The 20,079-nt window shown below is 36.4% G+C and carries 17 protein-coding genes and 1 pseudogene; 12 read left to right on the top strand and 6 right to left on the bottom strand.

Annotation, left to right across the window (positions count from 1 at the left end):
• Window positions 1-43 precede the first annotated feature (43 nt).
• From H0S58_RS07190 to pyrF, 3 genes are all read left to right on the top strand, one after another.
• Window positions 44-349 (top strand): integration host factor subunit beta, encoded by a 306-nt coding sequence (locus H0S58_RS07190; protein WP_053578063.1) that lies wholly within the window; start codon window positions 44-46, stop codon window positions 347-349.
• Window positions 350-373: 24 nt separating this feature from the next.
• Window positions 374-739, top strand: a complete 366-nt coding sequence (locus tag H0S58_RS07185) for a lipopolysaccharide assembly protein LapA domain-containing protein (RefSeq protein WP_053578062.1) — start codon at window positions 374-376, stop codon at window positions 737-739.
• Window positions 740-923: 184 nt separating this feature from the next.
• Window positions 924-1,604, top strand: a complete 681-nt coding sequence (gene pyrF / locus H0S58_RS07180; protein WP_053578061.1) for an orotidine-5'-phosphate decarboxylase — start codon at window positions 924-926, stop codon at window positions 1,602-1,604.
• 80 nt (window positions 1,605-1,684) lie between these two features.
• Here pyrF and H0S58_RS07175 read toward each other — a convergent pair whose 3' ends face one another.
• Window positions 1,685-2,593 (bottom strand): lysine exporter LysO family protein, encoded by a 909-nt coding sequence (locus tag H0S58_RS07175; protein WP_195726140.1) that lies wholly within the window; start codon window positions 2,591-2,593, stop codon window positions 1,685-1,687.
• A gap of 509 nt (window positions 2,594-3,102) precedes the next feature.
• Here H0S58_RS07175 and zapE point away from each other — a divergent pair.
• From zapE to H0S58_RS07155, 4 genes and pseudogenes are all read left to right on the top strand, one after another.
• Window positions 3,103-4,251, top strand: a complete 1,149-nt coding sequence (gene zapE, locus H0S58_RS07170; protein WP_193891503.1) for a cell division protein ZapE — start codon at window positions 3,103-3,105, stop codon at window positions 4,249-4,251.
• A gap of 381 nt (window positions 4,252-4,632) precedes the next feature.
• Entirely contained in the window at window positions 4,633-6,795 is a 2,163-nt protein-coding gene (locus tag H0S58_RS07165) for a malate synthase G (protein ID WP_195726139.1), read from the top strand.
• A gap of 132 nt (window positions 6,796-6,927) precedes the next feature.
• Window positions 6,928-8,379 (top strand): aldehyde dehydrogenase family protein, encoded by a 1,452-nt coding sequence (locus H0S58_RS07160; RefSeq protein ID WP_195726138.1) that lies wholly within the window; start codon window positions 6,928-6,930, stop codon window positions 8,377-8,379.
• Window positions 8,380-8,468: 89 nt separating this feature from the next.
• Window positions 8,469-9,131 (top strand): annotated as a pseudogene (locus tag H0S58_RS07155) (SOS response-associated peptidase).
• Between the two features lie 9 nt (window positions 9,132-9,140).
• On the opposite strand, the gene H0S58_RS07150 reads toward H0S58_RS07155, so the two are convergent.
• Entirely contained in the window at window positions 9,141-9,605 is a 465-nt protein-coding gene (locus H0S58_RS07150) for a MarR family winged helix-turn-helix transcriptional regulator (RefSeq protein ID WP_092718972.1), read from the bottom strand.
• Window positions 9,606-10,186: 581 nt separating this feature from the next.
• On the opposite strand from H0S58_RS07150, the gene H0S58_RS07145 reads away from it, so the two are divergent.
• On the top strand, window positions 10,187-11,713 hold the full coding sequence (locus H0S58_RS07145; RefSeq protein ID WP_195726137.1) for a TerC family protein: 1,527 nt from the start codon (window positions 10,187-10,189) through the stop codon (window positions 11,711-11,713).
• A gap of 201 nt (window positions 11,714-11,914) precedes the next feature.
• Here H0S58_RS07145 and thiM read toward each other — a convergent pair whose 3' ends face one another.
• Window positions 11,915-12,736 carry a hydroxyethylthiazole kinase gene (gene thiM / locus H0S58_RS07140; protein ID WP_195726136.1) on the bottom strand — a complete coding sequence of 274 codons (822 nt, stop codon included), beginning with the start codon at window positions 12,734-12,736 and terminating at the stop codon, window positions 11,915-11,917.
• Window positions 12,737-12,793: 57 nt separating this feature from the next.
• Window positions 12,794-13,957, bottom strand: coding sequence for a hypothetical protein (locus H0S58_RS07135; RefSeq protein ID WP_193890357.1), 1,164 nt, complete (start codon window positions 13,955-13,957; stop codon window positions 12,794-12,796).
• Window positions 13,958-14,214: 257 nt separating this feature from the next.
• On the opposite strand from H0S58_RS07135, the gene H0S58_RS07130 reads away from it, so the two are divergent.
• Window positions 14,215-14,664 (top strand): DUF2147 domain-containing protein, encoded by a 450-nt coding sequence (locus H0S58_RS07130; RefSeq protein ID WP_406741591.1) that lies wholly within the window; start codon window positions 14,215-14,217, stop codon window positions 14,662-14,664.
• Window positions 14,665-14,906: 242 nt separating this feature from the next.
• Here the strand turns inward: H0S58_RS07130 and H0S58_RS07125 are convergent, their stop codons facing one another.
• Window positions 14,907-15,164 (bottom strand): hypothetical protein, encoded by a 258-nt coding sequence (locus tag H0S58_RS07125; protein ID WP_053578051.1) that lies wholly within the window; start codon window positions 15,162-15,164, stop codon window positions 14,907-14,909.
• Between the two features lie 383 nt (window positions 15,165-15,547).
• Between H0S58_RS07125 and pepN the strand changes: the two genes are divergently transcribed.
• From pepN to H0S58_RS07110, 3 genes are all read left to right on the top strand, one after another.
• Window positions 15,548-18,157, top strand: a complete 2,610-nt coding sequence (pepN, locus tag H0S58_RS07120) for an aminopeptidase N (protein ID WP_195726135.1) — start codon at window positions 15,548-15,550, stop codon at window positions 18,155-18,157.
• A 166-nt stretch (window positions 18,158-18,323) separates the two neighbouring features.
• Window positions 18,324-19,010, top strand: a complete 687-nt coding sequence (locus H0S58_RS07115) for a dienelactone hydrolase family protein (RefSeq protein ID WP_195726134.1) — start codon at window positions 18,324-18,326, stop codon at window positions 19,008-19,010.
• Window positions 19,011-19,241: 231 nt separating this feature from the next.
• Complete coding sequence (locus H0S58_RS07110; RefSeq protein ID WP_195727576.1) at window positions 19,242-19,454, top strand: hypothetical protein; 213 nt, start codon at window positions 19,242-19,244, stop codon at window positions 19,452-19,454.
• A gap of 160 nt (window positions 19,455-19,614) precedes the next feature.
• Here H0S58_RS07110 and H0S58_RS07105 read toward each other — a convergent pair whose 3' ends face one another.
• Window positions 19,615-20,058 (bottom strand): universal stress protein, encoded by a 444-nt coding sequence (locus H0S58_RS07105; protein WP_195726133.1) that lies wholly within the window; start codon window positions 20,056-20,058, stop codon window positions 19,615-19,617.
• Window positions 20,059-20,079 lie beyond the last annotated feature (21 nt).

Genomic DNA, 20,079 nt, shown 5'->3' with positions numbered 1-20,079 from the left:
TCGGATCATGTATATAATAGCTTGATAATTAAAGAGGTCTCAGATGACTACGGAAGCACTGAATAAGTCTGACTTAATAGAGCGAATTTCTCTTAAAAACCCGCACTTGGCAGAACCTTTAGTTGAGGAAGCGGTTAAAATTATGATTGATCAAATGATAGCTGCATTGTCGTCTGATAATCGTATAGAGATTCGTGGTTTTGGTAGTTTTGCTTTACATCATCGTGATCCACGAGTGGGTCGTAACCCGAAAACAGGTAAATCTGTTGAGGTCGCAGCAAAAGCAGTACCACATTTTAAGCCAGGTAAAGCATTGCGTGATGCAGTAAATGATTCTGCTGGTGAATAAAAAAATTCTAAATAGGGGTGTTCTATGCGTTATGTATTGGTCGCTTTATTAATTGTACTGTTTGGCTATTCGTTGGCTTTGGTTCTACAAAATGGAACTGAAGTTACTGTAGATATGTTATTCACCCAAGTTCCTGCAATGCGCTTAGGTTTGTTGCTGTTATTAACATTAGCTTTAGGGCTGGTATTGGGCTTATTGTTAGGTGTACAAATTTTTCGAGTCTTTCAAAAGAACTGGGAAATTAAACGATTACGTAAAGACATTGAATACCTCCGTAAAGAACAGATTCAATCTGCTCAATTGGCTGCGACAGAAGCCGCTGCGCATAATCGTCATGAAAAAACGGTTTTAGATATTCATCCTGAAGATAAGGGTTCTTTTCCTTTATAAGCATTTGAATGAGTCAAGCCTGCTATTCAATTTGTTGATAGCAGGCTTTTTTTATGATAAAAATCTTTGAAAGGTACTGAGACATTGAATAATTAAAATTAAATTTTTAAAACTTGAATAAAGTTACAGTTTTCAATAAACCACTTTATAATCTAACTTCTTTTTAAGTGATGGAAGTAGACTCTTGAGTATCATTGTTGCCTTAGATGCTAAAAGCCAATATGACGCCTTAACAATTACAGATCAACTTGATCCATCACTCTGTCGTGTAAAAGTAGGTAAAGAGCTTTTTACTCATGCAGGGCCTTCCGTTGTAAAAGTATTGCAGGATAAAGGCTTTGAAGTTTTTCTAGATCTTAAATTTCATGATATTCCCAACACCACTGCACAGGCGGTTTGTGCTGCGGCAGACTTAGGTGTGTGGATGGTGAATGTGCATGCATCGGGAGGGCGGAAAATGATGGAAACCTGTGTAGAGAGATTAAAGGCAGGTAATTACCCAACTCAATTGATTGCGGTTACTGTGTTGACTTCAATGGGTCGTGAAGATTTAAAAGATATTGGTTTAGATATTGAACCTTTCGAGCAGGTTAGACGTCTTGCTCAGTTGACTGAACAAAGTGGGCTAGACGGAATAGTGTGTTCTGCACAAGAAGCAAAAATGTTGCGTGAAGTGCTATCGCCTGAATTTTCTTTAGTTACACCGGGCATTCGCCCAGTGGGCTCAAATGCTGATGATCAAAAACGAATTGTTACGCCGCAACAAGCTATGCAAGATGGTGCTACACATTTAGTGATCGGTCGTCCTATTACACAATCAAAAAATCCAAATCAAACTTTACGTGATATTTTGGCAAGTCTTTAATTTTTGGTTATCAAAAAGCTGACTTAGGTCAGCTTTTTATATATAAGCTTTCAAAGCCATTAACTTGGATGCTAAACATATTAAAATGCAGCCAAAATACTGATTGCAATTGGTGCAAGTATAGACAATATAAAACCACTCACCATGGCATGAGGAATAAAGTTATTACCGCAAGCTTGTTTGACCATGGGTAAAGTAACATCCATTGCCGTTGCGGCGGCGGCAGAAATAGCAGAACGTGGATAACGCCAACCGATACTATACATTAAGAGAATCGCAATAATTTCTCGAAATAAGTCATTCATTAGCGCAATACTGCCCAACTCCGCATTTTTCAACTCCGTAACTACAATGCCACTCATAGAATAAAAGCCATAACCTTGTGACAACATAATTAAGTCTTTTAAATTTACATCTTTAATAATGAATGAACTTAAAAGTGCACCTGCTAATGATCCAATAATACACCCCAAGGGAACAAGCATAATTTTCCAATTGAGCCATGAACGATCAAGTGGGGAATACGCTAAATCTAAGCCAATAAAAAGCATGAAAATGAGCAATAAATTCCAAGTACTGATTGAGAGATTTAAATTGAAATAATGCACTAATTCAGCCAGACCGTAGCCTAAAACTAATGCAATAAAGGCGTAACTAATATTTAATAGCGATTTAAGTAACAAAGCAGTCGAAACTTTCCCATGCGCAGGTTGATGGCCAATACTTTTAAATAGAATGTAGCAACACAAAAAAGCACCGACTGATGTGACGAGGGAGAGTATGAATGAGGTTGATAAAATCTGAATGGGTCTTTCGATCTGATGTAAAATGTCTGAAAACTCAAATGCAATGGCAATGAGCAAAATATAAGTAAAATAAGGTAAAACTTGAAATGCAAAACGAACTAATTTTTTTGGGATTTTATGTGCAAAAATAAAACCAATAAATAAACAAAGCAAGAGTTGGGTAATCAGCCAAAATGATGACATAAAGAACAGACAAGAGTAGAAAATACTGGTTTATTATGACAAATTAACTTTTAAACTGTATAGAACTTATCAAGATTTTGTTCAATCTATAATTTTTAGCCCGTAATTGCATTTCAATATAACTTGTTATGAGAAAAATTCTATGCTCATTCTTCTTTAATAATTTAAGGTTTAGTCTTGGTTTTTTAGTGATATGAATAGATTCTAATTGAACTCTTTGGTCCTATTTTTATCAGGATACTTAAAAAATTTGAGTAAGTAAGCCAAAATTCAACAGAATGGGCTAAAAGAAATATTGATAGTTTCCGCAATGTGCAAACAACCAAATTTATAGTAAAAATTGAAATGTTATTTTCATTAGATTTTGTCATGAAGTGTGTTTGTAAAAAAAGCCACGAATATGGTCTAAGCCCGCACTTAAATAGCCTAAGTTTTTTAATGCCAAAGTGTTATATATTTCATCTTAATCTTCGCTATAATTTAAATAGCCTAAAATAGTATTCAATGATATGTCTGATTTAAATTCTAAACACAGCACCGCCTTTACTCCTTTGTCACCAGCAGAACGTTATGCTCAAGCGATCTCTTCTGGTCAATTCATGCCGGATGATGCGCAGGCGCAAGCTGTTCATGAATTAGATCGGGTTTGGCAGGAATTGGTACAACGTTTTAAAGCATCGAAAAAAACATTCCGTCGTTTCCGTCGCCAAACCTCGCCTAAGGGTGTGTATATGTGGGGTGGAGTAGGGCGTGGTAAAACATGGTTAATGGATCAATTTTTTGAATCTATTCCTTTTCGACGTAAAATGCGGATGCATTTTCATCATTTTATGCAACATGTGCATCGTGAATTAAATAAATTATCTGGTCAGCGTAATCCACTTGATTTGGTTGCGGATCAAATTTATCAACAAGCTGTCATTATCTGTTTTGATGAATTTTTTGTTTCAAACGTTACAGATGCGATGATTTTAAGCGAGTTATTCCAAAAACTCTTTCAGCGTGGTGTGACGTTGATTGCTACTTCAAATATTGCACCAGATGGTCTTTATAAAAACGGTATTCATCGTGACCGCTTTATTCCCACCATTGAAATGGTGAAGAAAAATTGTGTCGTTTTAAATGTGGATGCTGGCGTAGATTATCGGTTACGAGTTCTAAAACAGGCACAATTATTTAAGACGCCATTGACCCACGATCATAAAAATTGGATTGCACAACGTTTTAGTGCGCTCACACGAACACAAACGATTTCACAAGAGCCCATTATTATTAATAATCGTCTTGTCGAAACCATAGGGCATACAGAAGATGTTTTATGGTGTGAATTTTCAGAATTGTGTTTAAAGCCTCGTAGTCCCGCAGACTTTATTGAGATCGCCAATATTTACAACACCGTATTGGTTAGTAATGTTCCACATTTGACCGATTACTTGTCTGAAGGCGCACGTCGTTTTATTTATTTGGTTGATGAGTTTTATGATCGTGGTGTAAAGTTATTATTAACCTCTGAAGACTCCATTATTGAGATTTATCAAGGTGAAAAAATGGCCTTTGAAATTGAACGCACCCGTTCACGTTTACTTGAAATGCAATCTGATGAATACTTAAATGCAGCACATAAGCAAATTCAGAAAATTGAATCTGAAGTAAATTAAAAATACAGACGATGAAATAAAGATTAAGCGCCATTATTTGGCGCTTTTTTTTAACTCTAAAATTTATGTTCTCAATATTCATATCAATTTTGAGTGCAATATTTAATATTTCATTCTGAAAAAATATGCTTTGAGACTGATTTAAAGGTAGAAGCTGGTACTTAGGTCTAATTTTTGTATGCTTAAAATTTCATACACTATAAATTAAATCTCTAGGTGAATAATAACAGTATATAAATAAAGTATATTTTTATTCAATAATGAGTATATTGTTTTATAAAAAATGATCATTATTTAGCATTGTGATAGTACTATTCAGTTAGATTTAAATCGGTATACTAGAATCTCTTGTTATAAAAAGTAGCAATATCAGGATAGACAATGACTGCACGTATTCAAAAAGGCAAGTTAGCGATTGCTAAAGAACTTTACGATTTTATCGAAAATGAAGCATTACCAGGTTCTGGTATAGACAGCGAAACATACTGGAAAAACTTCGAGCAAGTGGTTGTTGATCTTAGTCCTAAGAATAAGGCGCTTTTAGCTAAGCGTGATGATCTTCAGGCTAAAATTGATGAATGGCATCGTAATAATAAATTTGAATTAGAAGCTTATAAAGCTTTTCTTAAAGAAATTGGCTACTTATTACCTGAAGTAGAAGATTTTCAAATCAGCACAGAAAATGTAGACGAAGAAATTGCATTATTGGCTGGTCCACAACTTGTCGTACCTGTACGTAATGCACGTTATTGCTTAAATGCCGCTAATGCGCGTTGGGGTTCTTTGTACGATGCACTTTACGGTTTTGATGTCATCTCTGAAGAAGATGGTGCTGAAAAAGGTAAGGGTTATAATGCAGTTCGTGGTGATAAAGTCATTGCCTTTGCGAAAAACTTCCTAAATGAAAACTTTCCATTGGCGCAAGGTTCACATGCAGATGCAACCGAATATACGGTAGATCACAACAAGCTTGTCGTGACTTTAAAAGATGCGACTCAAACTACTTTAGCTCACGAAGCTCAATTTGTAGGTTATAACGGTGAAGCTGCTGAACCGACTGAAATAGTATTCAAAAATAATGGCTTACATGTCATTATTGAAATTGATGCCACCAGCCCAATTGGTCAAACAGATGCGGCAGGTGTTAAAGATTTAGTACTTGAAGCTGCTGTAACGACTATTCAAGATTTAGAAGATTCAATTGCAGCTGTTGATGCTGAAGAAAAAGTTGAAGGCTACCGTAACTGGTTAGGCCTAATGAAAGGTACTTTAGAAGAATCAATCGAGAAAAACGGTAAAACTGTTACTCGTAGTTTAAATAAAGACCGTACGCATAAGAACTTGATTGGTGGTGAAACGATTATTCATGGTCGTTCATTAATGCTTCTTCGTAATGTGGGTCACTTGATGACTAATCCTGCCATCCTTGTCGATGGTGCGGAAATTTATGAAGGCATTATGGATGCATTGGTTACACCATTACTTTCTTTTGCTGACATTAAAGGGCAAAACGAAATTAAGAACTCTCGCAAAGGTTCTATGTATATCGTTAAGCCAAAAATGCATGGTCCAGAAGAAGTTGCATTTGCTGTTGAATTGTTTGAACGCTCTGAGCAAGCATTAGGTTTACCTGCAAAAACTTTAAAAATCGGGATTATGGATGAAGAGCGTCGTACATCTGTAAACTTGAAAAACTGTATTGCACAAGCGAAAGACCGTACGATTTTCATCAATACAGGCTTCATGGATCGTACGGGTGATGAAATTCATACCTTTATGGAAGCAGGTCCATTCGTACGTAAAGGCGAAGTGAAAGGACAAATCTGGTTCCCAGCGTATGAAAACCGAAATGTAATGGTGGGCTTGAAAGCAGGTTTACGTGGTAAAGCACAAATTGGTAAAGGAATGTGGCCTAAACCAGATATGTTGCTGGATATGTATAAAACTAAAACGGAACATCCAGATGCTGGTGCAAGCTGTGCATGGGTTCCATCACCAGCGGGTGCGGTCATTCACGCGATTCATTATCATCAAATTAATGTTGCAAGCCGTCAAAAAGAATTATTGGCGACTGAAGCACTACCATTAGATGATTTGTTAACGCCACCTTTAGCAAAAGACACCAATTGGTCTGAAGACGAAAAAACCAAAGAACTTGAAAATAACTGTCAAGGTATTTTGGGCTATGTAGTTCGTTGGGTTGATTTAGGCGTAGGTTGTTCTAAAGTTCTTGATATTAACAATGTGGGTTTAATGGAAGATCGAGCAACATTGCGTATTTCTTCACAACATGTAGCAAACTGGTTACGTCACGGTATTGTAACCCGCGCGCAAGTTGAAGAAGTCATGAAACGTATGGCTGCTATTGTAGATGAGCAGAATGCAAATGATCCAGAATATACAGCTATGGGTCCAAACTTTGATGGTATCGCATTCCAAGCTGCATCTGACTTGATCTTTAAAGGTGGAGAACAGCCATCGGGTTATACAGAGCCTTTATTGCATGCAGCACGTTTAAAACTTAAAGGTTATACAGGTGATTAAACATCGCATGTAAATAAAAAAACCTCTTCGGAGGTTTTTTTATTGTCTTAAGGTTACTAAAAGTATTTTATACTGGCACTTTTAGACAATACCTCCTACATTCATTCTTAAGTCAAAAAAAAGAGTCTGAGTATGAGTGCTTATAAAATAAATGATGAACAATACATAGCGGGACAATGGCTAAAAGGAACATCAAACCATGTCATAGAAAATATCAATCCTTATAATCAAGAAATTATTTTAGAACTTCATGCAGCCAGTATCATTGATGTAGACAGTGCTTACGCAGCAGCACAAAAAAGTTTCTTGTCATGGTCAAGCACAGCAGCAGAACACAGAAAAAAACTGGTTGTAAATGTGGCAGAAGTGGTGAAGACACGACGTGAGGAAATCATTGACTGGTTAATTCAAGAATCGGGAAGTACACGATTAAAGGCTTCGCTTGAAGTAGATGCAGCCTTAAGTATCATTCAGGAGGCAGCAACTTTTCCTCAGCGTATGATGGATAGCAAGCTTAAATCCTTAGATCCAGAAAGAAGCAGCTGGGTGTACCGTAAAGCCTTAGGTGTGATTGCTGTAATTAGTCCTTGGAATTTTCCATTTCATTTAAGTATGCGTTCAGTGATCACCGCGATTGCAATTGGAAATACAGTGGTTTTGAAACCAGCAAGTGATACACCTGTAACAGGAGGTTTATTATTAGCAAAAATCTTTGAGGAGGCAGGCTTACCCTCCGGTGTGTTAAATGTTGTTGCAGGGGTCGGCAGTGAAATAGGTGATTATTTTGTCGAACACGACGTTCCTAAACTTATTTCATTTACTGGTTCAACAGAAGTCGGTAAACGAGTCGGGCAACTGGCTATTGCCAGTAATAATTTAAAACGGCTTGCTTTAGAACTCGGTGGAAATGCACCGTTGGTGGTTTTAGATGATGCAGATCTAGATTTGGCTGTAGAGTTAACTGTAATGGGACGTTTTCTCCATCAGGGGCAAATTTGTATGAGTACCAATCGTGTCATTGTTGATGCGATTATTTATGATCGTTTTGTCGAAAAGTTGGTACAGCGTGTTGGATTAATTGAAATTGGAGACCCTGCACAGGAAACCACCCTTATTGGTCCGATTATTAATAGCAGCCAAGTTGATAAAATTAAAAAAATCATCGAGCTTGCAGAGCAAGCGGGTATAAAACTAATCGTTAAAGGGGAAATCAAAGGCAATTTAGTACCGCCGCATATTTTTATTGATGTCGATCCAAGTTCGAGTTTGGCCCAAGAAGAAAGTTTTGCGCCAATTTTACCTGTTATTAAGGCGCAAAATGAAGCCCATGCTCTAGAGCTTGCGAATGATACGCGTTTTGGTCTATCAAGCGCGGTGTGTACTCAAGATAATGAACGTGGGGTGCAATTTGCTTTAAAAATTGAAGCGGGAATGACACACATCAATGCAATTACCGTAGCAGATCAAGCCAATGCACCTTTTGGCGGAGAGAAAAACTCAGGCTTGGGGCGTTTTAATGGACAATGGATTTTAGAGGAATTTAGTCGTACCCATTGGGTGACGCGACCAAAGATAAAGTCCTAATCTAGATACGTAGTAAGGTTTGATTTGTGGTTTGAAATATCATTTATGGTTATAATTGAATAGAATTGATACATGGTCAAATGACTGTTATGTGTGCAAATTTCAAACCACTTACTCTTCAGCAATTGAGTTGTTTAAATTTTCTCAATATACCGTTTGAATATTCTGAAGAAGTTTATCCAGGCTATGAGTTACCGTTATTGTTTCAATCTTCGCGGGGTTGAGAGTGGCGTAAAGTGATGTTCGGTTTGGTACCCAAATGGGCTAAAGATACAATGATTGCAACTAAGACCTATAATGCACGCAATCAAACTTTGTCACAAAAACCGAGCTTTAGTGAAGCGTTGTTGAAATACCAATTTGGTGTCATTCCTGTCACCGAGTTTTATGAATCTAAATATATAGATCAAAAACCACAAAGATGGGGCGTTAGACGAAAAGATGGTCAGGCATTTTTTATTGCTGCATTGTATGAAATAAGCAAAATAAATGATCAAGTGATTCGTTCTTGCAGCATGATTACCATCGATGCGATTGATCATCCTATGATGAAAGAATTCCATGAACCAGGAAATATTAAACGCTCAGTGATGATTATTCCTCATGAGCGTTTAAATGAATGGTTAAGCTGGAACTCTTCAGATATACAGTCATTTGTCGAAGGTTTTCCTGTGGCAGATTTCGAATGTTCACATGTGCCTAAATTAAAAGTGAAGAAAACCAGTCCACAGTTGAATTTTTTTGATGAATGATAAATTGTTTTAATGGGCTAAATTTTTAAAAATATGCTTGAGACATTCCATCATTTTTTCAATTTGCAAAGGCGTTAAGCCTTCAAAGGATTGTTCGAGTACCACATTGGTTAGATCATTAATTTTATAGAACATTTTTTCGCCTTCTTCAGTCAAAATAACACGCGTAATTCGTGCATCATCTTCACATGAATAGGTGTCGACTAACTTTTCATCTTTTAAGCGATAAACAATTTTGGTGGTGGTCGACATTTTAGAGACTACCATTTCAGACAAATCTGAAACGCTTGCATTGGGTTTAGACTTTAATGCCAATAAAATGCGACGACGAGAATTATCCAAACCATATTTTTTTAATACATGATCTACGTTTTGGACATATTGAGCATGGACTTGGGTAACCCAATAATAGGGAAAATGTTCTAGATTAAAATCTTCTGATGTAGGCAAGAACTTACTGTATTTCTTAGTCATAAAAATTCCCCGAGCAAATTGTTGTAATTGTAATCCGTTATCTTGAATATCTTATTTGAAAATTCACTCATTTATCAAGATTAATATAACTTAAATGATAAAATTCATAAACGATAATGGTTGATTATAAATTAATGCAAAAATTATATATAAATTTTCCTTATAAATAAGATTTGGCTATTTTGTATACAATAGTTGCGTTTGACTAAAGTGAATCGGAAGTAATATCTAGATGATTCAACAAATCAAATTATAAAAAATATGAGGATGGGCTAAAACTTATAATAATTTAAAGAAAGTAAATTGTAATCTATTTGAATTTTAACTATTAAGTTGTTGAAAAATAAAATTAATTTATTTAAATTCATGATGAGGAATTATAAAATAACTTAAATTAAAAGGGATCAAATAAAATAGAAAAATCGGGTTTTAACCATTAAAAATAAAAAAAATAATTACAAATTTTCTAGATTGTGCATAATTGATTTATCTATTGTTGAAAAGGTCACTCATATGGATCCGTCGCCGTACAGGTCTACGCTTTATTTTCACCCAATGTATAACATCGGAGATATAAACTAATGGAGTTTTTATTAGATCCGGGAATTTGGGTTGGACTACTTACCCTGATTGTTTTAGAAATTGTTTTGGGTATTGATAACCTTGTCTTTATTGCTATTTTAGCTGAAAAACTTCCTCCCGAACAACGTGACAAAGCACGTGTGATTGGTCTTTCACTCGCTTTAATTATGCGTTTGGGATTGCTGTTTGCCATTTCTTGGTTAGTCACTTTGACCAAACCGCTAATTATTCTTTTTGATTGGACCTTCTCGGGTCGAGACTTGATTCTTTTATTTGGTGGTCTGTTCTTGGTGTATAAAGCCGTCACAGAGCTGCATGAAAAAATTGAGGGTAAACCTGAAGTTAAAGTAAGCACCAATATTGTTTATGCGAGTTTTGCTGCAGTCGTTGCACAGATTGTTGTATTAGATGCAGTATTCTCTTTAGATTCGGTTATCACCGCTATTGGCATGGTCGACAACATTTATGTAATGATGGTAGCAATGATTGTTGCCATGGCTGTCATGCTACTGGCTTCTAAATCACTCACTGCTTTCGTAAACCGTCATCCAACGGTGGTAATTCTGTGTCTAAGCTTCTTATTACTGATTGGGATTAGCTTAATCGCAGAAGGTTTTGGTTTCCACATTCCGAAAGGTTATATCTATTCGGGTATTGGTGTTGCTATTGCGATTGAAGCATTTAACCAATTTGGTCAGCGAAATGTTGCCAAACATGAATCTAAAATTCCACTGCGTCATCGTACTGCCGATTCTATTTTAAAGTTGATGGGCGGTAAAATGGAAACGGTCACCGATAGTGGTCAACATTTTGAAGCGCAAGAAGCATTTGCCGACGAAGAACGTTATATGATTGGTGGAGTGTTAACGCTGGCTGAAAGATCTGTAGCGTCCATTATGACGCCTCGGAGTCAAATTTCTTGGGTAGACATTAATGATACACCCGAGCAAATTCGTGAACAGGTTTTGTCTGTACCACACAGCTTATTTCCTGTCTGCCGAGGTAGTTTAGATAAAGTTTTGGGTGTGGTACGTGCAAAAGAACTTCTTGATGTGCTAGATAATGATGAAGAACTCAAAGCTTTAATCAAACGCCATCGTGCAATTTATATTTTTCAAAAAATGAAAGTTATTGAGGCAATTAATACTTTGCGTACTTCTAAAGGCTCATTGGTTTTAGTCAGTGATGAATTTGGAAATGTACAAGGTCTAATTTCTCCACTCGATGTTTTTGAAGCAATCGCTGGTGAATTTCCAGATGCAGATGAACAGCTCGATTTGGTCAAGATTGATGAACACATATGGAAAGCTTCTGGCATGTTGGATGTATATCAGCTTGAATTAGAGTTGGGCATGATGGATTTGGTGGAAGAAGATGCAGGTTATATCAGTGTTGCAGGTTTAATTTTAGATAAAACCAATGGTGAAGTGAAGTTAGGAACTCAATTGCAATATCAAGGGGTTGATTTCGAGGTCACTGAACTTGACGGAAATCGTATTAAATCTGTTCTAATTATGCATCGTTAAAATATTAAGTGTGCAGAATAATGCAGCTTATTGATTAATTCTTAAATCGTTAATTTGTTGTATCAACCCAATAGGCTAGTCCTATTGGGTTTTTTAAGCTTGAGGTCCTGATATTTTGTCTATACTTGATTGTGATTGATGCTAAACAACTCAATTCATCCAAAAATTAGTTTTTAAATAACGTAAATAATAAAAAAAAGCTCAAATTTTGATGATTTCAAAGTCTGCATATTGCTGAATTAAATTTTCATCAAGCTGATGGATATGATCTATAAAGGCAATATTAAACTCGCCTAATTTTTGTGTTTTTTCAAAGGCCAATTTTCCAGCAATTGCAAAATGTAAATGTGCTGCTATAGCCGCAAGCGTAGGTGTAGCTACAGCAGCATAGCCAGCAATTAGAGCACCTAGGGCACAACCTGTCGCAGTAATTTTAGGTTGTAAGTAAGAACCACCATTGATTTGAATAACAGCATTAAATTGTTGGGATAAGATGTAATCTGACTCACCAGAAATGGCAATACAGTCTGCATGCTTTAACAGTACTTTGGCTTGGTGATACACATCTGCACTTTTTAAAGTACTGTCTACACCTTTAGATTTGGCTTGATGGCCAGCGAGTGTACTAATTTCTGAAGCATTCCCTCGAATGATGGTCGGATGATATTGTAATAAATCATCTACCATATTTGAACGCCATTTTAGAATAGTGCCGTATCCTACTGGATCAAGTACCCAAGGCGTATCTGTAAGTTGAGCTGTTTTTGCAGAAATCTGCATCGCCTGCATCTGCTCATTGGTCGGTGTGCCCAGATTAATACTTAAAGCCGCTGCTATATGTGTAAAACTTTCAGCTTCGTACGGGTTATCGATCATGGCAGGAGAAGCACCTGCAGCAAGTAAGATATTGGCGGTATAATTGGTTGCGACACTATTGGTGATGCATTGTACCAAAGGCTGCTGAGCTTGAAGCTGTTGCCATGCTTGAATAACCTGCTCTAGCAATGTTGATTTTTCAAGCATAAGCTAACTCCTTAAATAATCGCTGTAATTAAATCAAATGAATACATCATTTTGAATTTATTGGGTGAAATAATGATCTTGATGCTTACAGGTACGACAAAATAAAGTCACATAACTTTCAGCATCATAATCCACAGTCAATTCATTCGAGCCGCAATACATGCAGCGTTTTTGTGAATAAAAATTTAAACGTGGCTGCATTTTATTCCATAAACGCCAAATTGGCTGGAAAAAAATATTTTCATCGCTGCCAAGAAAACGAAAAAATAGAATGTCACTCATTTTGCTTAATGGAATATTGGGCGGACGAGGCAACATCGAGGTTTCCCATTTTTCTGTCACGGCACGTTCACGATATTTCTGTAAGGTTTTCTTTAATAAGTTGGTATTAATAAAGTTTTCATTACGGGCTTTAAGTGCTTTTTGCTGATGTAAATATTCCAAAGCAGTTTGTACCAGATAATAAATTTGCCCTACTGCAAGTACATCCATTAAGCGATAACAGAAGGTTTGGAGACTATTATTTCCTGCAATCTGTACGCCCCAAAGCCGACAATAAAACTGAGCAAACTGTATAATTTCCTGATAAAGCACCAAATACAATGCACTTTTAACTTCGTCTGCATTTTTAAAAGGCACACCCATGGTTAAATTTTCGTAAAACCAATTTCGAAGTTGTAGCGTTACACTGAATAAACTCGGTTCAGAGTAACCATCTAATCGAACGTTAACATAATAATGATGTGCTTCAGAAGCAAAATCCTTGGCAATTAAAATCTGTTCTTTGACTAATAGTTTAACCAAATAACTTTGAAACAAATAGTTGGGGGTAATGGAATGGTATTTGATCGCTTCCCAATCAATATATTCCTGATGCACTGTATATTCTTGAACTTGATTGTCTAGAATACTAAGTAAGAATAGTTTGTTGATAAAACTGATTTGATCAAGTCGATATTCGATTTGTTCTTTATCTTTGGACTTAATTTTACGTTGTTCTTGCAGTCGTGTTTCGGTCAGCATTCTTTTACGATTTGCCAAACACCGATCACAGTGACAATTATGACGTTCATCTTGAAATACACGATGTTGACAATGGCTACATTCATGGAAATGAATTGCTTGTTCGTATTGCTCTGCCTCAATCCAGAACATAGATGCCTGACATAAAGGGCATGATGTGCTTTCATCGAGTTGTTTTTGCAGAATTTGAAGAAGCATGTAGCTCTAACTCATGATGTGAAAAATGTAAATTATACATTCCCAGATACAGGAGTAGTGCAAAGATTTATCCAATATGAAAATTATGCTGAAATTGAGAAATAAATATTAAAATTACCCGATAAAAGTGAACTGTAAGACTTTTTTATTTGTTGCAATATGTTAGATTCTTCGAATACATAATTATAAAACAACGTAAATTATTCAAAAATGTAAAAGGATTTTTAGTGATGACACAAAAATTGTTAATAAAATGCATGTTGGGGTTGGTCGTCGGATTCAGCAGTGTTGTGAGCTATGCAGCGTCACTCGAAGGTTTTTGGAGAACCATCGATGATAAAACGGGACAACAGGTTTCAATCGTTGAAATTAAAAAGAAAGCAGATAACACTTATGGTGTAAAAGTGGTATATCGTTATCCGCAACTCGGTAGTACACAAGTGCTGACCAACTGTGTGAAATGTCCAGAGCCTTTTAAAAATAAGCCAATTTTAGGTCTTGAAATTGCTTGGAATATCAAAGAAAACCCAAACAAACCCAACGAATTTATTGATGGTCGTATTTTGGAACCTAAAACGGGCAATATTTATAAAGGTAAAGCAACATTAGAAGCGAATGGAAAGCGCGTGCGTATGCGAGGTTATATTGGCGTATCTTTACTTGGACGTTCTCAAGTTTGGATTCGAACTCATAGTGCAACCCCTTAAAAGCATTGATAATAAGGCTTTCCTATTTTTAGGAACTTGTGGGCTTCTTTGGTTGGATACATAAAACGGTTATCACTCAAAAAAAGGCAAAATTTTTCATATCAATGGCTACATGGGAATAACGGCTTTGGGGCGAAGAGTGGCTTAGATTCAAGTAGATAAAGTAACATCTTAATTTTTCATCTTTAAAACAACCTTGATCCGCACGTGGATCAAGGTTGTTTTGTCAAAAATTTTTATCTCTAAACTGGGCAAGGTAAACTTTCGTCTTCCTGCCCGATTTTTTTAGCCGCAATTAAAGCTTGAACTTTTTTAGATGGGATTTTTTTGTGACCCAATACATCATAAGTATTTAAAATAGCGCCAATTTCATTAGGTTGTATTGCAATACCTTCGCAACTCAAAAATAGAGCAATCACTTTATGATCAATCCCAGCCGCATCAAGTTTTTGTATGGATTTAATATTTTCTACGCGTACAATATGGTCTTTAACAAACATAGCAATTACCTCATTTTTATTTAAGACTGACTTTTATAGTGCGCTTTGCGCAGATGATTACAAGCAAAAATCGTGCACAAAATGTACATATCTTGAAAATAAGTGTTAACTTTCATATAAGTTGAATCACGGTGTATTCATTTATCCATCAAGTTTTACTGATAAATTTTGATTAAGAAATTGATATTTTTGATAAAAGACACTTCATTCAATATTTAGAATAATAATTGTTCCATTGATTTGGTATTTAATTGAAAATATTCCATCAGATGCCCATATATAACATAAAGTAGCAACGCAGACAGAGTGTGAAAGTTATCGTATGATCGAACTCTTACACAGACCAATGTGCTGGCTTAATAATTACAGGATTAGGACATTATATGAATATCGCGGCGAACCCAGTGGTTGAAGCAGATCAAACTGTTTATTTAAAAGACTATGAAAAACCTTCTTTTTTGGTTGATTCAATTAATCTAGATATTCAAGTTCATTCAGATTATACCCAAGTAAACACCACATTGGTCATGCAGCGCCAAACTTCAGGGGATTTGGTACTGCTAGGCCGTGATCTTGAATTAAAATCAATTCTATTAAACGGTACAATTCTGTCTGAAAGTGAATATACACTCGATGCTGAACAATTAGTGATTTCCAATGCACCAGATCATGTCATTTTAGAAACCAAAGTTATTATTCATCCTGAGAGCAATACGCAACTTGAAGGTTTGTATCAAGCAGGCAGTGATTTATTTGTCACTCAAAATGAACCTGAAGGTTTTCGTAAAATTACCTTTTATCCAGACCGTCCAGATGTCCTGTCTGTATTTACCACGCGGGTTGAAGCGGACAAAAAATTTCCAGTGCTTTTGGCCAATGGCAACTTGATGGAAGCAGGTGAGGTCGGTGAAGGCCGCCATTATACGATTTGGGAAGATCCTACTCATAAACCAAGTTATTTATTTGCTTGTGTCATTGGCGATTTAGCTGTTCTGAAAGATTCATACGTGACATCAGAAGGCCGTAATGTTGCACTCGAAATTTATGCGGTCGAAAAAGATATTCCAAAATGTCATATTGCAATGGAAGCGTTAAAACACTCCATGCGTTGGGACGAAGAGCATTATGGTCGTCCTTATGACTTGGACAATTATATGATTGTTGCGACCAGCCAATTCAATATGGGCGCCATGGAAAATAAAGGTTTAAATATCTTTAATACCTCTTGCGTACTTGCGGACGAAGAATACACAACTGATGCTGCAATCATGCGTGTTCAATCTGTGATTGCACATGAGTATTTCCATAACTGGACAGGGAATCGGATTACCTGCCGTGACTGGTTCCAATTGTGTTTAAAAGAGGGCTTGACCGTTTTCCGTGATCAATCTTTCTCGGAAGATTTACAATCGGCTGCGGTACAGCGGATTGATGATGTCGCAGTTTTAAAAGCTCATCAGTTTCCAGAAGATTCAGGTCCACTTTCACATCCGCCACGCCCAGACCATTTTGTTGAAATTAATAACTTTTATACGGCAACCGTATATGAAAAAGGTGCGGAAATTAACCGCATGATGGCAACTTTACTGGGCAAAGAAAAATTCCGTAAAGGCACTGACGAATATTTCCAGCGTCATGATGGTCAAGCCGTGACGGTTGAAGATTGGGTGTCTGCATTGACAGCAGGTTCAGGTATCGATTTATCTGCATTTCTAATTTGGTATAACCAGCCGGGTACTCCAAAACTTGAAGCAAATGGAGAATATGATGCTGCTAAACAAACTTATCGTTTAAGCTTTAAACAATCTTTAAAAGCCCATCCTAAATATCCAAATTTGAAAGCTGTGCCGATTCCGATTGCGCTTGCCTTGTTTAATGCCGAAACAGGTGAGCAATATACTTTGCAGTCTGAAGCATTATTCGAAAATACAGTTAAAGATGGCATGTATTTATTTGATCAAAATGAAGCAACTATCGAGTTTAGCGGTATTACGGCAAAACCTGTGGTGTCTTTATTACGTAACTTTTCTGCCCCTGTAAATCTAGATTTTAATTATTCAGATGACGAATTGGCCTTTTTAATTCAATTTGAAACCAATGGTTTTAATCAATGGCAAGCGACTCAAACTTTGCTTGAACGTATATTGTTGCAGGGTCATGACGCCAATATTTATGTGCAAGCCATTAAAAACACCTTGCCAGATTTGGTGGAAAAAGATCCGCTCTTGGCTTCACGTTTATTTGATGTTCCTACAGAAGGTTACTTGGGCAGCCGAATTGACAGTGTTTATTCACCGATAGTGATTCAGGAACAGCGTGATGCATTAATCTATACTTTGGCACGTGCATTAGGCTCCTTCTGTCAAGAGACTTATTTAAGTTTAGATCCAGATTTGCAGAAAGAATTTTCCCAAGCGATGGGGGTACGTGCTTTAAAAAATATCATGTTAAATATGATGGCGCGTCAAGGCGATATCGCTGCATTTGAATTGGCTTTTGAACAGTACAAAAATACAGGCAATATGTCCGAACGTTTGGGTGCATTGAAAGTGTTGGTGTGGAATGATGCGCCACAAGCCAGCGATGCGCTAGCTGATTTTTATAATCGCTTTAAAGATGAAGCATTGTCACTTGATCAGTGGTTTATGGTACAAGCCGCTCATCCTAAAGCCACTGTAGAAAGTATTCATTATTTAACTTCACATCCTGACTATGATTTGACGACACCAAATCGTATTCGTGCAGTCAGTGGCGGTTTAAATACTCATCCTGTCAATACATGGAGTTTTGGTGTACAGCATTTTATTGACTTGGCAAAATATTTAGATGAAAAAAATCCAATTGTGGGATCTCGCTTATTGCAAGTGCTTTCACGTTGGTACACTTTGGCTGAGCCACAACGTACACAGGTGAAAACAGCACTTGAGGCTTTAAAATCTCAAGTAAAATCTAAAAATGTTGTAGAAACTTTAAATAGTATGCTGAGCGTTTAATACCCTTATAGGCACTATTGATATTTATAAATAGCCTCTGCTTCGAGTTTAAAACGATCAATAGGGTCAAGTATGAAAAAGGATGTCTAAAGGCATCCTTTTTTTATTTGACAATATTAATTGTCACTAATAAGATAATCCAGATAAATAAAATAAGACAGTAAAAATGGAATTAAAAACAATTGCCTTACCCAACCGTGAAATCGAAGTAGAAGTTTATACTCCGACATCTGTTTCAGAAAAAGCGCCTGCAATTTTATTGCTGCACGAATTAATGGGCTTGCTTGATATCTATCGTGAAGATGCCCAAGATTTGGCAGATCAAGGTTATTTAGTATATGTCCCAAATTTATTTAATGGTGGCGCTGTTAAATACTGCATTCGTGCCATGGTGTCTAAAGCGGGGCGAACCAATGCAGCGGACAATGAAGGAAATCAGGAAATTCACGCTCTTTTAGATGCACTAAAAGTTGATCCAAGATCAAATGGTCGTTTGGGAATGTTAGGGCAGTGTTTGACGGGTGGATATGTGATTCAAATGGCGAAACGTGAAGATATGCTTGCGCCAGTTTTATATCATCATTCTTTGGGTATTGAAGGCGCAGGTGTGCCAGAGCAAGATCATTTAGATGAGATTCGAATTCTTCAAGGACATTGGTCTTCATTCGATCCATTTTGTCCAGCAAGAAAGCGTAATAAACTGATTCATAAGCTCGGTGATCGAGTAGAGGCGTACACTTATAACATGCCACATGGCTTCCGTAGTACTAGTCGAAGTTTAGCGGGAGCAAAATTAGTGTGGCAACGTACAGTAGATTTTTTTGATCGTGAATTAAAGCAAAATATGGATTAAAGCGCAGCCTTAAAAAGATTTAGAAAATAAAATTTACGCTGTCCTGGTTAAAACGGTATTTAGATAAATTACTAGATAGTTTATATTTTAATTGATAATTCACATAAAATATTCAATTCGTCACATTCTTGCGTTAAGGTACTCAACAAAAAGCTCATTAAGAATGGGCTTTTTTATTTAACAGATCTAAATAGCCAATCTGTTAACTGAGTTTAAGTGTGGAGGTGGATGATGTTGGTTAAAATTGAAGATGGTTTTTATTTAAATTCACAGCATATTATTGCAGTTCGTATTTCTAAAAATATCACTGAAGGATGTTTTATAGTTGGTGTTGAATATACACCTCACAATACTCAAGCGCTGGGTATATATCAAAAAACTTTTGCAAACAAAATTGAAGCAGAAATTTATTTACAAAATTTACATCAGCAAATTTCAAAATAAATGTGAAATTAAACGAGAATCTGTCTGTATTTGTTTAATGAAATGTTGTTGTGAACATGGTCATGAATAAAAAATTTATACCATTTGATTTAAATAAAGACTTTTAAACTGCTTGACCTAAGTATTTAAAAGTCCCTAAATCTAGGGACTTTTAAATGAGTTAAACTTTAATAATCAGTACGGGGATAGGTGATTGGGTCAGTACCGCTTGCGCTACACTGCCTAAAATGAGCTTTTTAAACCCTGTACGTCCGTGTGAACCCATAATAATTAGGTCTGCTCCCACTTCATCTGCAACATGAATAATACCTTCAGCAGGTGATATACCACGAATCACTTTAGTATCAACATCTATACCATCACGAATAAAAGATTGTTTGGTGTCAGCTAAACGTAATTGTGCATTTTGTTCAGCCTGCATAAAATAATCTGTGATGGCTGGGGCAACTTTATAAAAATCGACCCCAACAAATGGGTCTACAGCAATCACACTCGTGATGGTGACCTGACAATTTAAGGTTTTTGCTAAAATTAATGCTTGTTCAACAGCTGCATAAGAAATTGGAGATTCATCTACTGGAACTAATATGTGTCTATAAGTCATGATGTTATCCTTATGTGGAGT

This window comes from Acinetobacter sp. TTH0-4 (assembly GCF_015602665.1).
GTDB lineage: Bacteria > Pseudomonadota > Gammaproteobacteria > Pseudomonadales > Moraxellaceae > Acinetobacter > Acinetobacter albensis.
Note: the sequence above shows the minus strand (reverse complement) of the source record. Positions and strands in the feature narration are given on the sequence as shown.

Excerpts from the sequence above, each read along its gene's own strand:
- H0S58_RS07190 (WP_053578063.1), top strand. The coding sequence starts at position 44 with ATGACTACGGAAGCACTGAATAAGTCTGACTTAATAGAGCGAATTTCT.
- H0S58_RS07185 (WP_053578062.1), top strand. The coding sequence starts at position 374 with ATGCGTTATGTATTGGTCGCTTTATTAATTGTACTGTTTGGCTATTCG.
- H0S58_RS07175 (WP_195726140.1), bottom strand. The coding sequence starts at position 2,593 with ATGTCATCATTTTGGCTGATTACCCAACTCTTGCTTTGTTTATTTATT.
- zapE (WP_193891503.1), top strand. The coding sequence starts at position 3,103 with ATGTCTGATTTAAATTCTAAACACAGCACCGCCTTTACTCCTTTGTCA.
- H0S58_RS07165 (WP_195726139.1), top strand. The coding sequence starts at position 4,633 with ATGACTGCACGTATTCAAAAAGGCAAGTTAGCGATTGCTAAAGAACTT.
- H0S58_RS07160 (WP_195726138.1), top strand. The coding sequence starts at position 6,928 with ATGAGTGCTTATAAAATAAATGATGAACAATACATAGCGGGACAATGG.
- H0S58_RS07150 (WP_092718972.1), bottom strand. The coding sequence starts at position 9,605 with ATGACTAAGAAATACAGTAAGTTCTTGCCTACATCAGAAGATTTTAAT.
- H0S58_RS07145 (WP_195726137.1), top strand. The coding sequence starts at position 10,187 with ATGGAGTTTTTATTAGATCCGGGAATTTGGGTTGGACTACTTACCCTG.
- thiM (WP_195726136.1), bottom strand. The coding sequence starts at position 12,736 with ATGCTTGAAAAATCAACATTGCTAGAGCAGGTTATTCAAGCATGGCAA.
- H0S58_RS07135 (WP_193890357.1), bottom strand. The coding sequence starts at position 13,957 with ATGCTTCTTCAAATTCTGCAAAAACAACTCGATGAAAGCACATCATGC.
- H0S58_RS07130 (WP_406741591.1), top strand. The coding sequence starts at position 14,215 with ATGTTGGGGTTGGTCGTCGGATTCAGCAGTGTTGTGAGCTATGCAGCG.
- H0S58_RS07125 (WP_053578051.1), bottom strand. The coding sequence starts at position 15,164 with ATGTTTGTTAAAGACCATATTGTACGCGTAGAAAATATTAAATCCATA.
- pepN (WP_195726135.1), top strand. The coding sequence starts at position 15,548 with ATGAATATCGCGGCGAACCCAGTGGTTGAAGCAGATCAAACTGTTTAT.
- H0S58_RS07115 (WP_195726134.1), top strand. The coding sequence starts at position 18,324 with ATGGAATTAAAAACAATTGCCTTACCCAACCGTGAAATCGAAGTAGAA.
- H0S58_RS07110 (WP_195727576.1), top strand. The coding sequence starts at position 19,242 with ATGTTGGTTAAAATTGAAGATGGTTTTTATTTAAATTCACAGCATATT.
- H0S58_RS07105 (WP_195726133.1), bottom strand. The coding sequence starts at position 20,058 with ATGACTTATAGACACATATTAGTTCCAGTAGATGAATCTCCAATTTCT.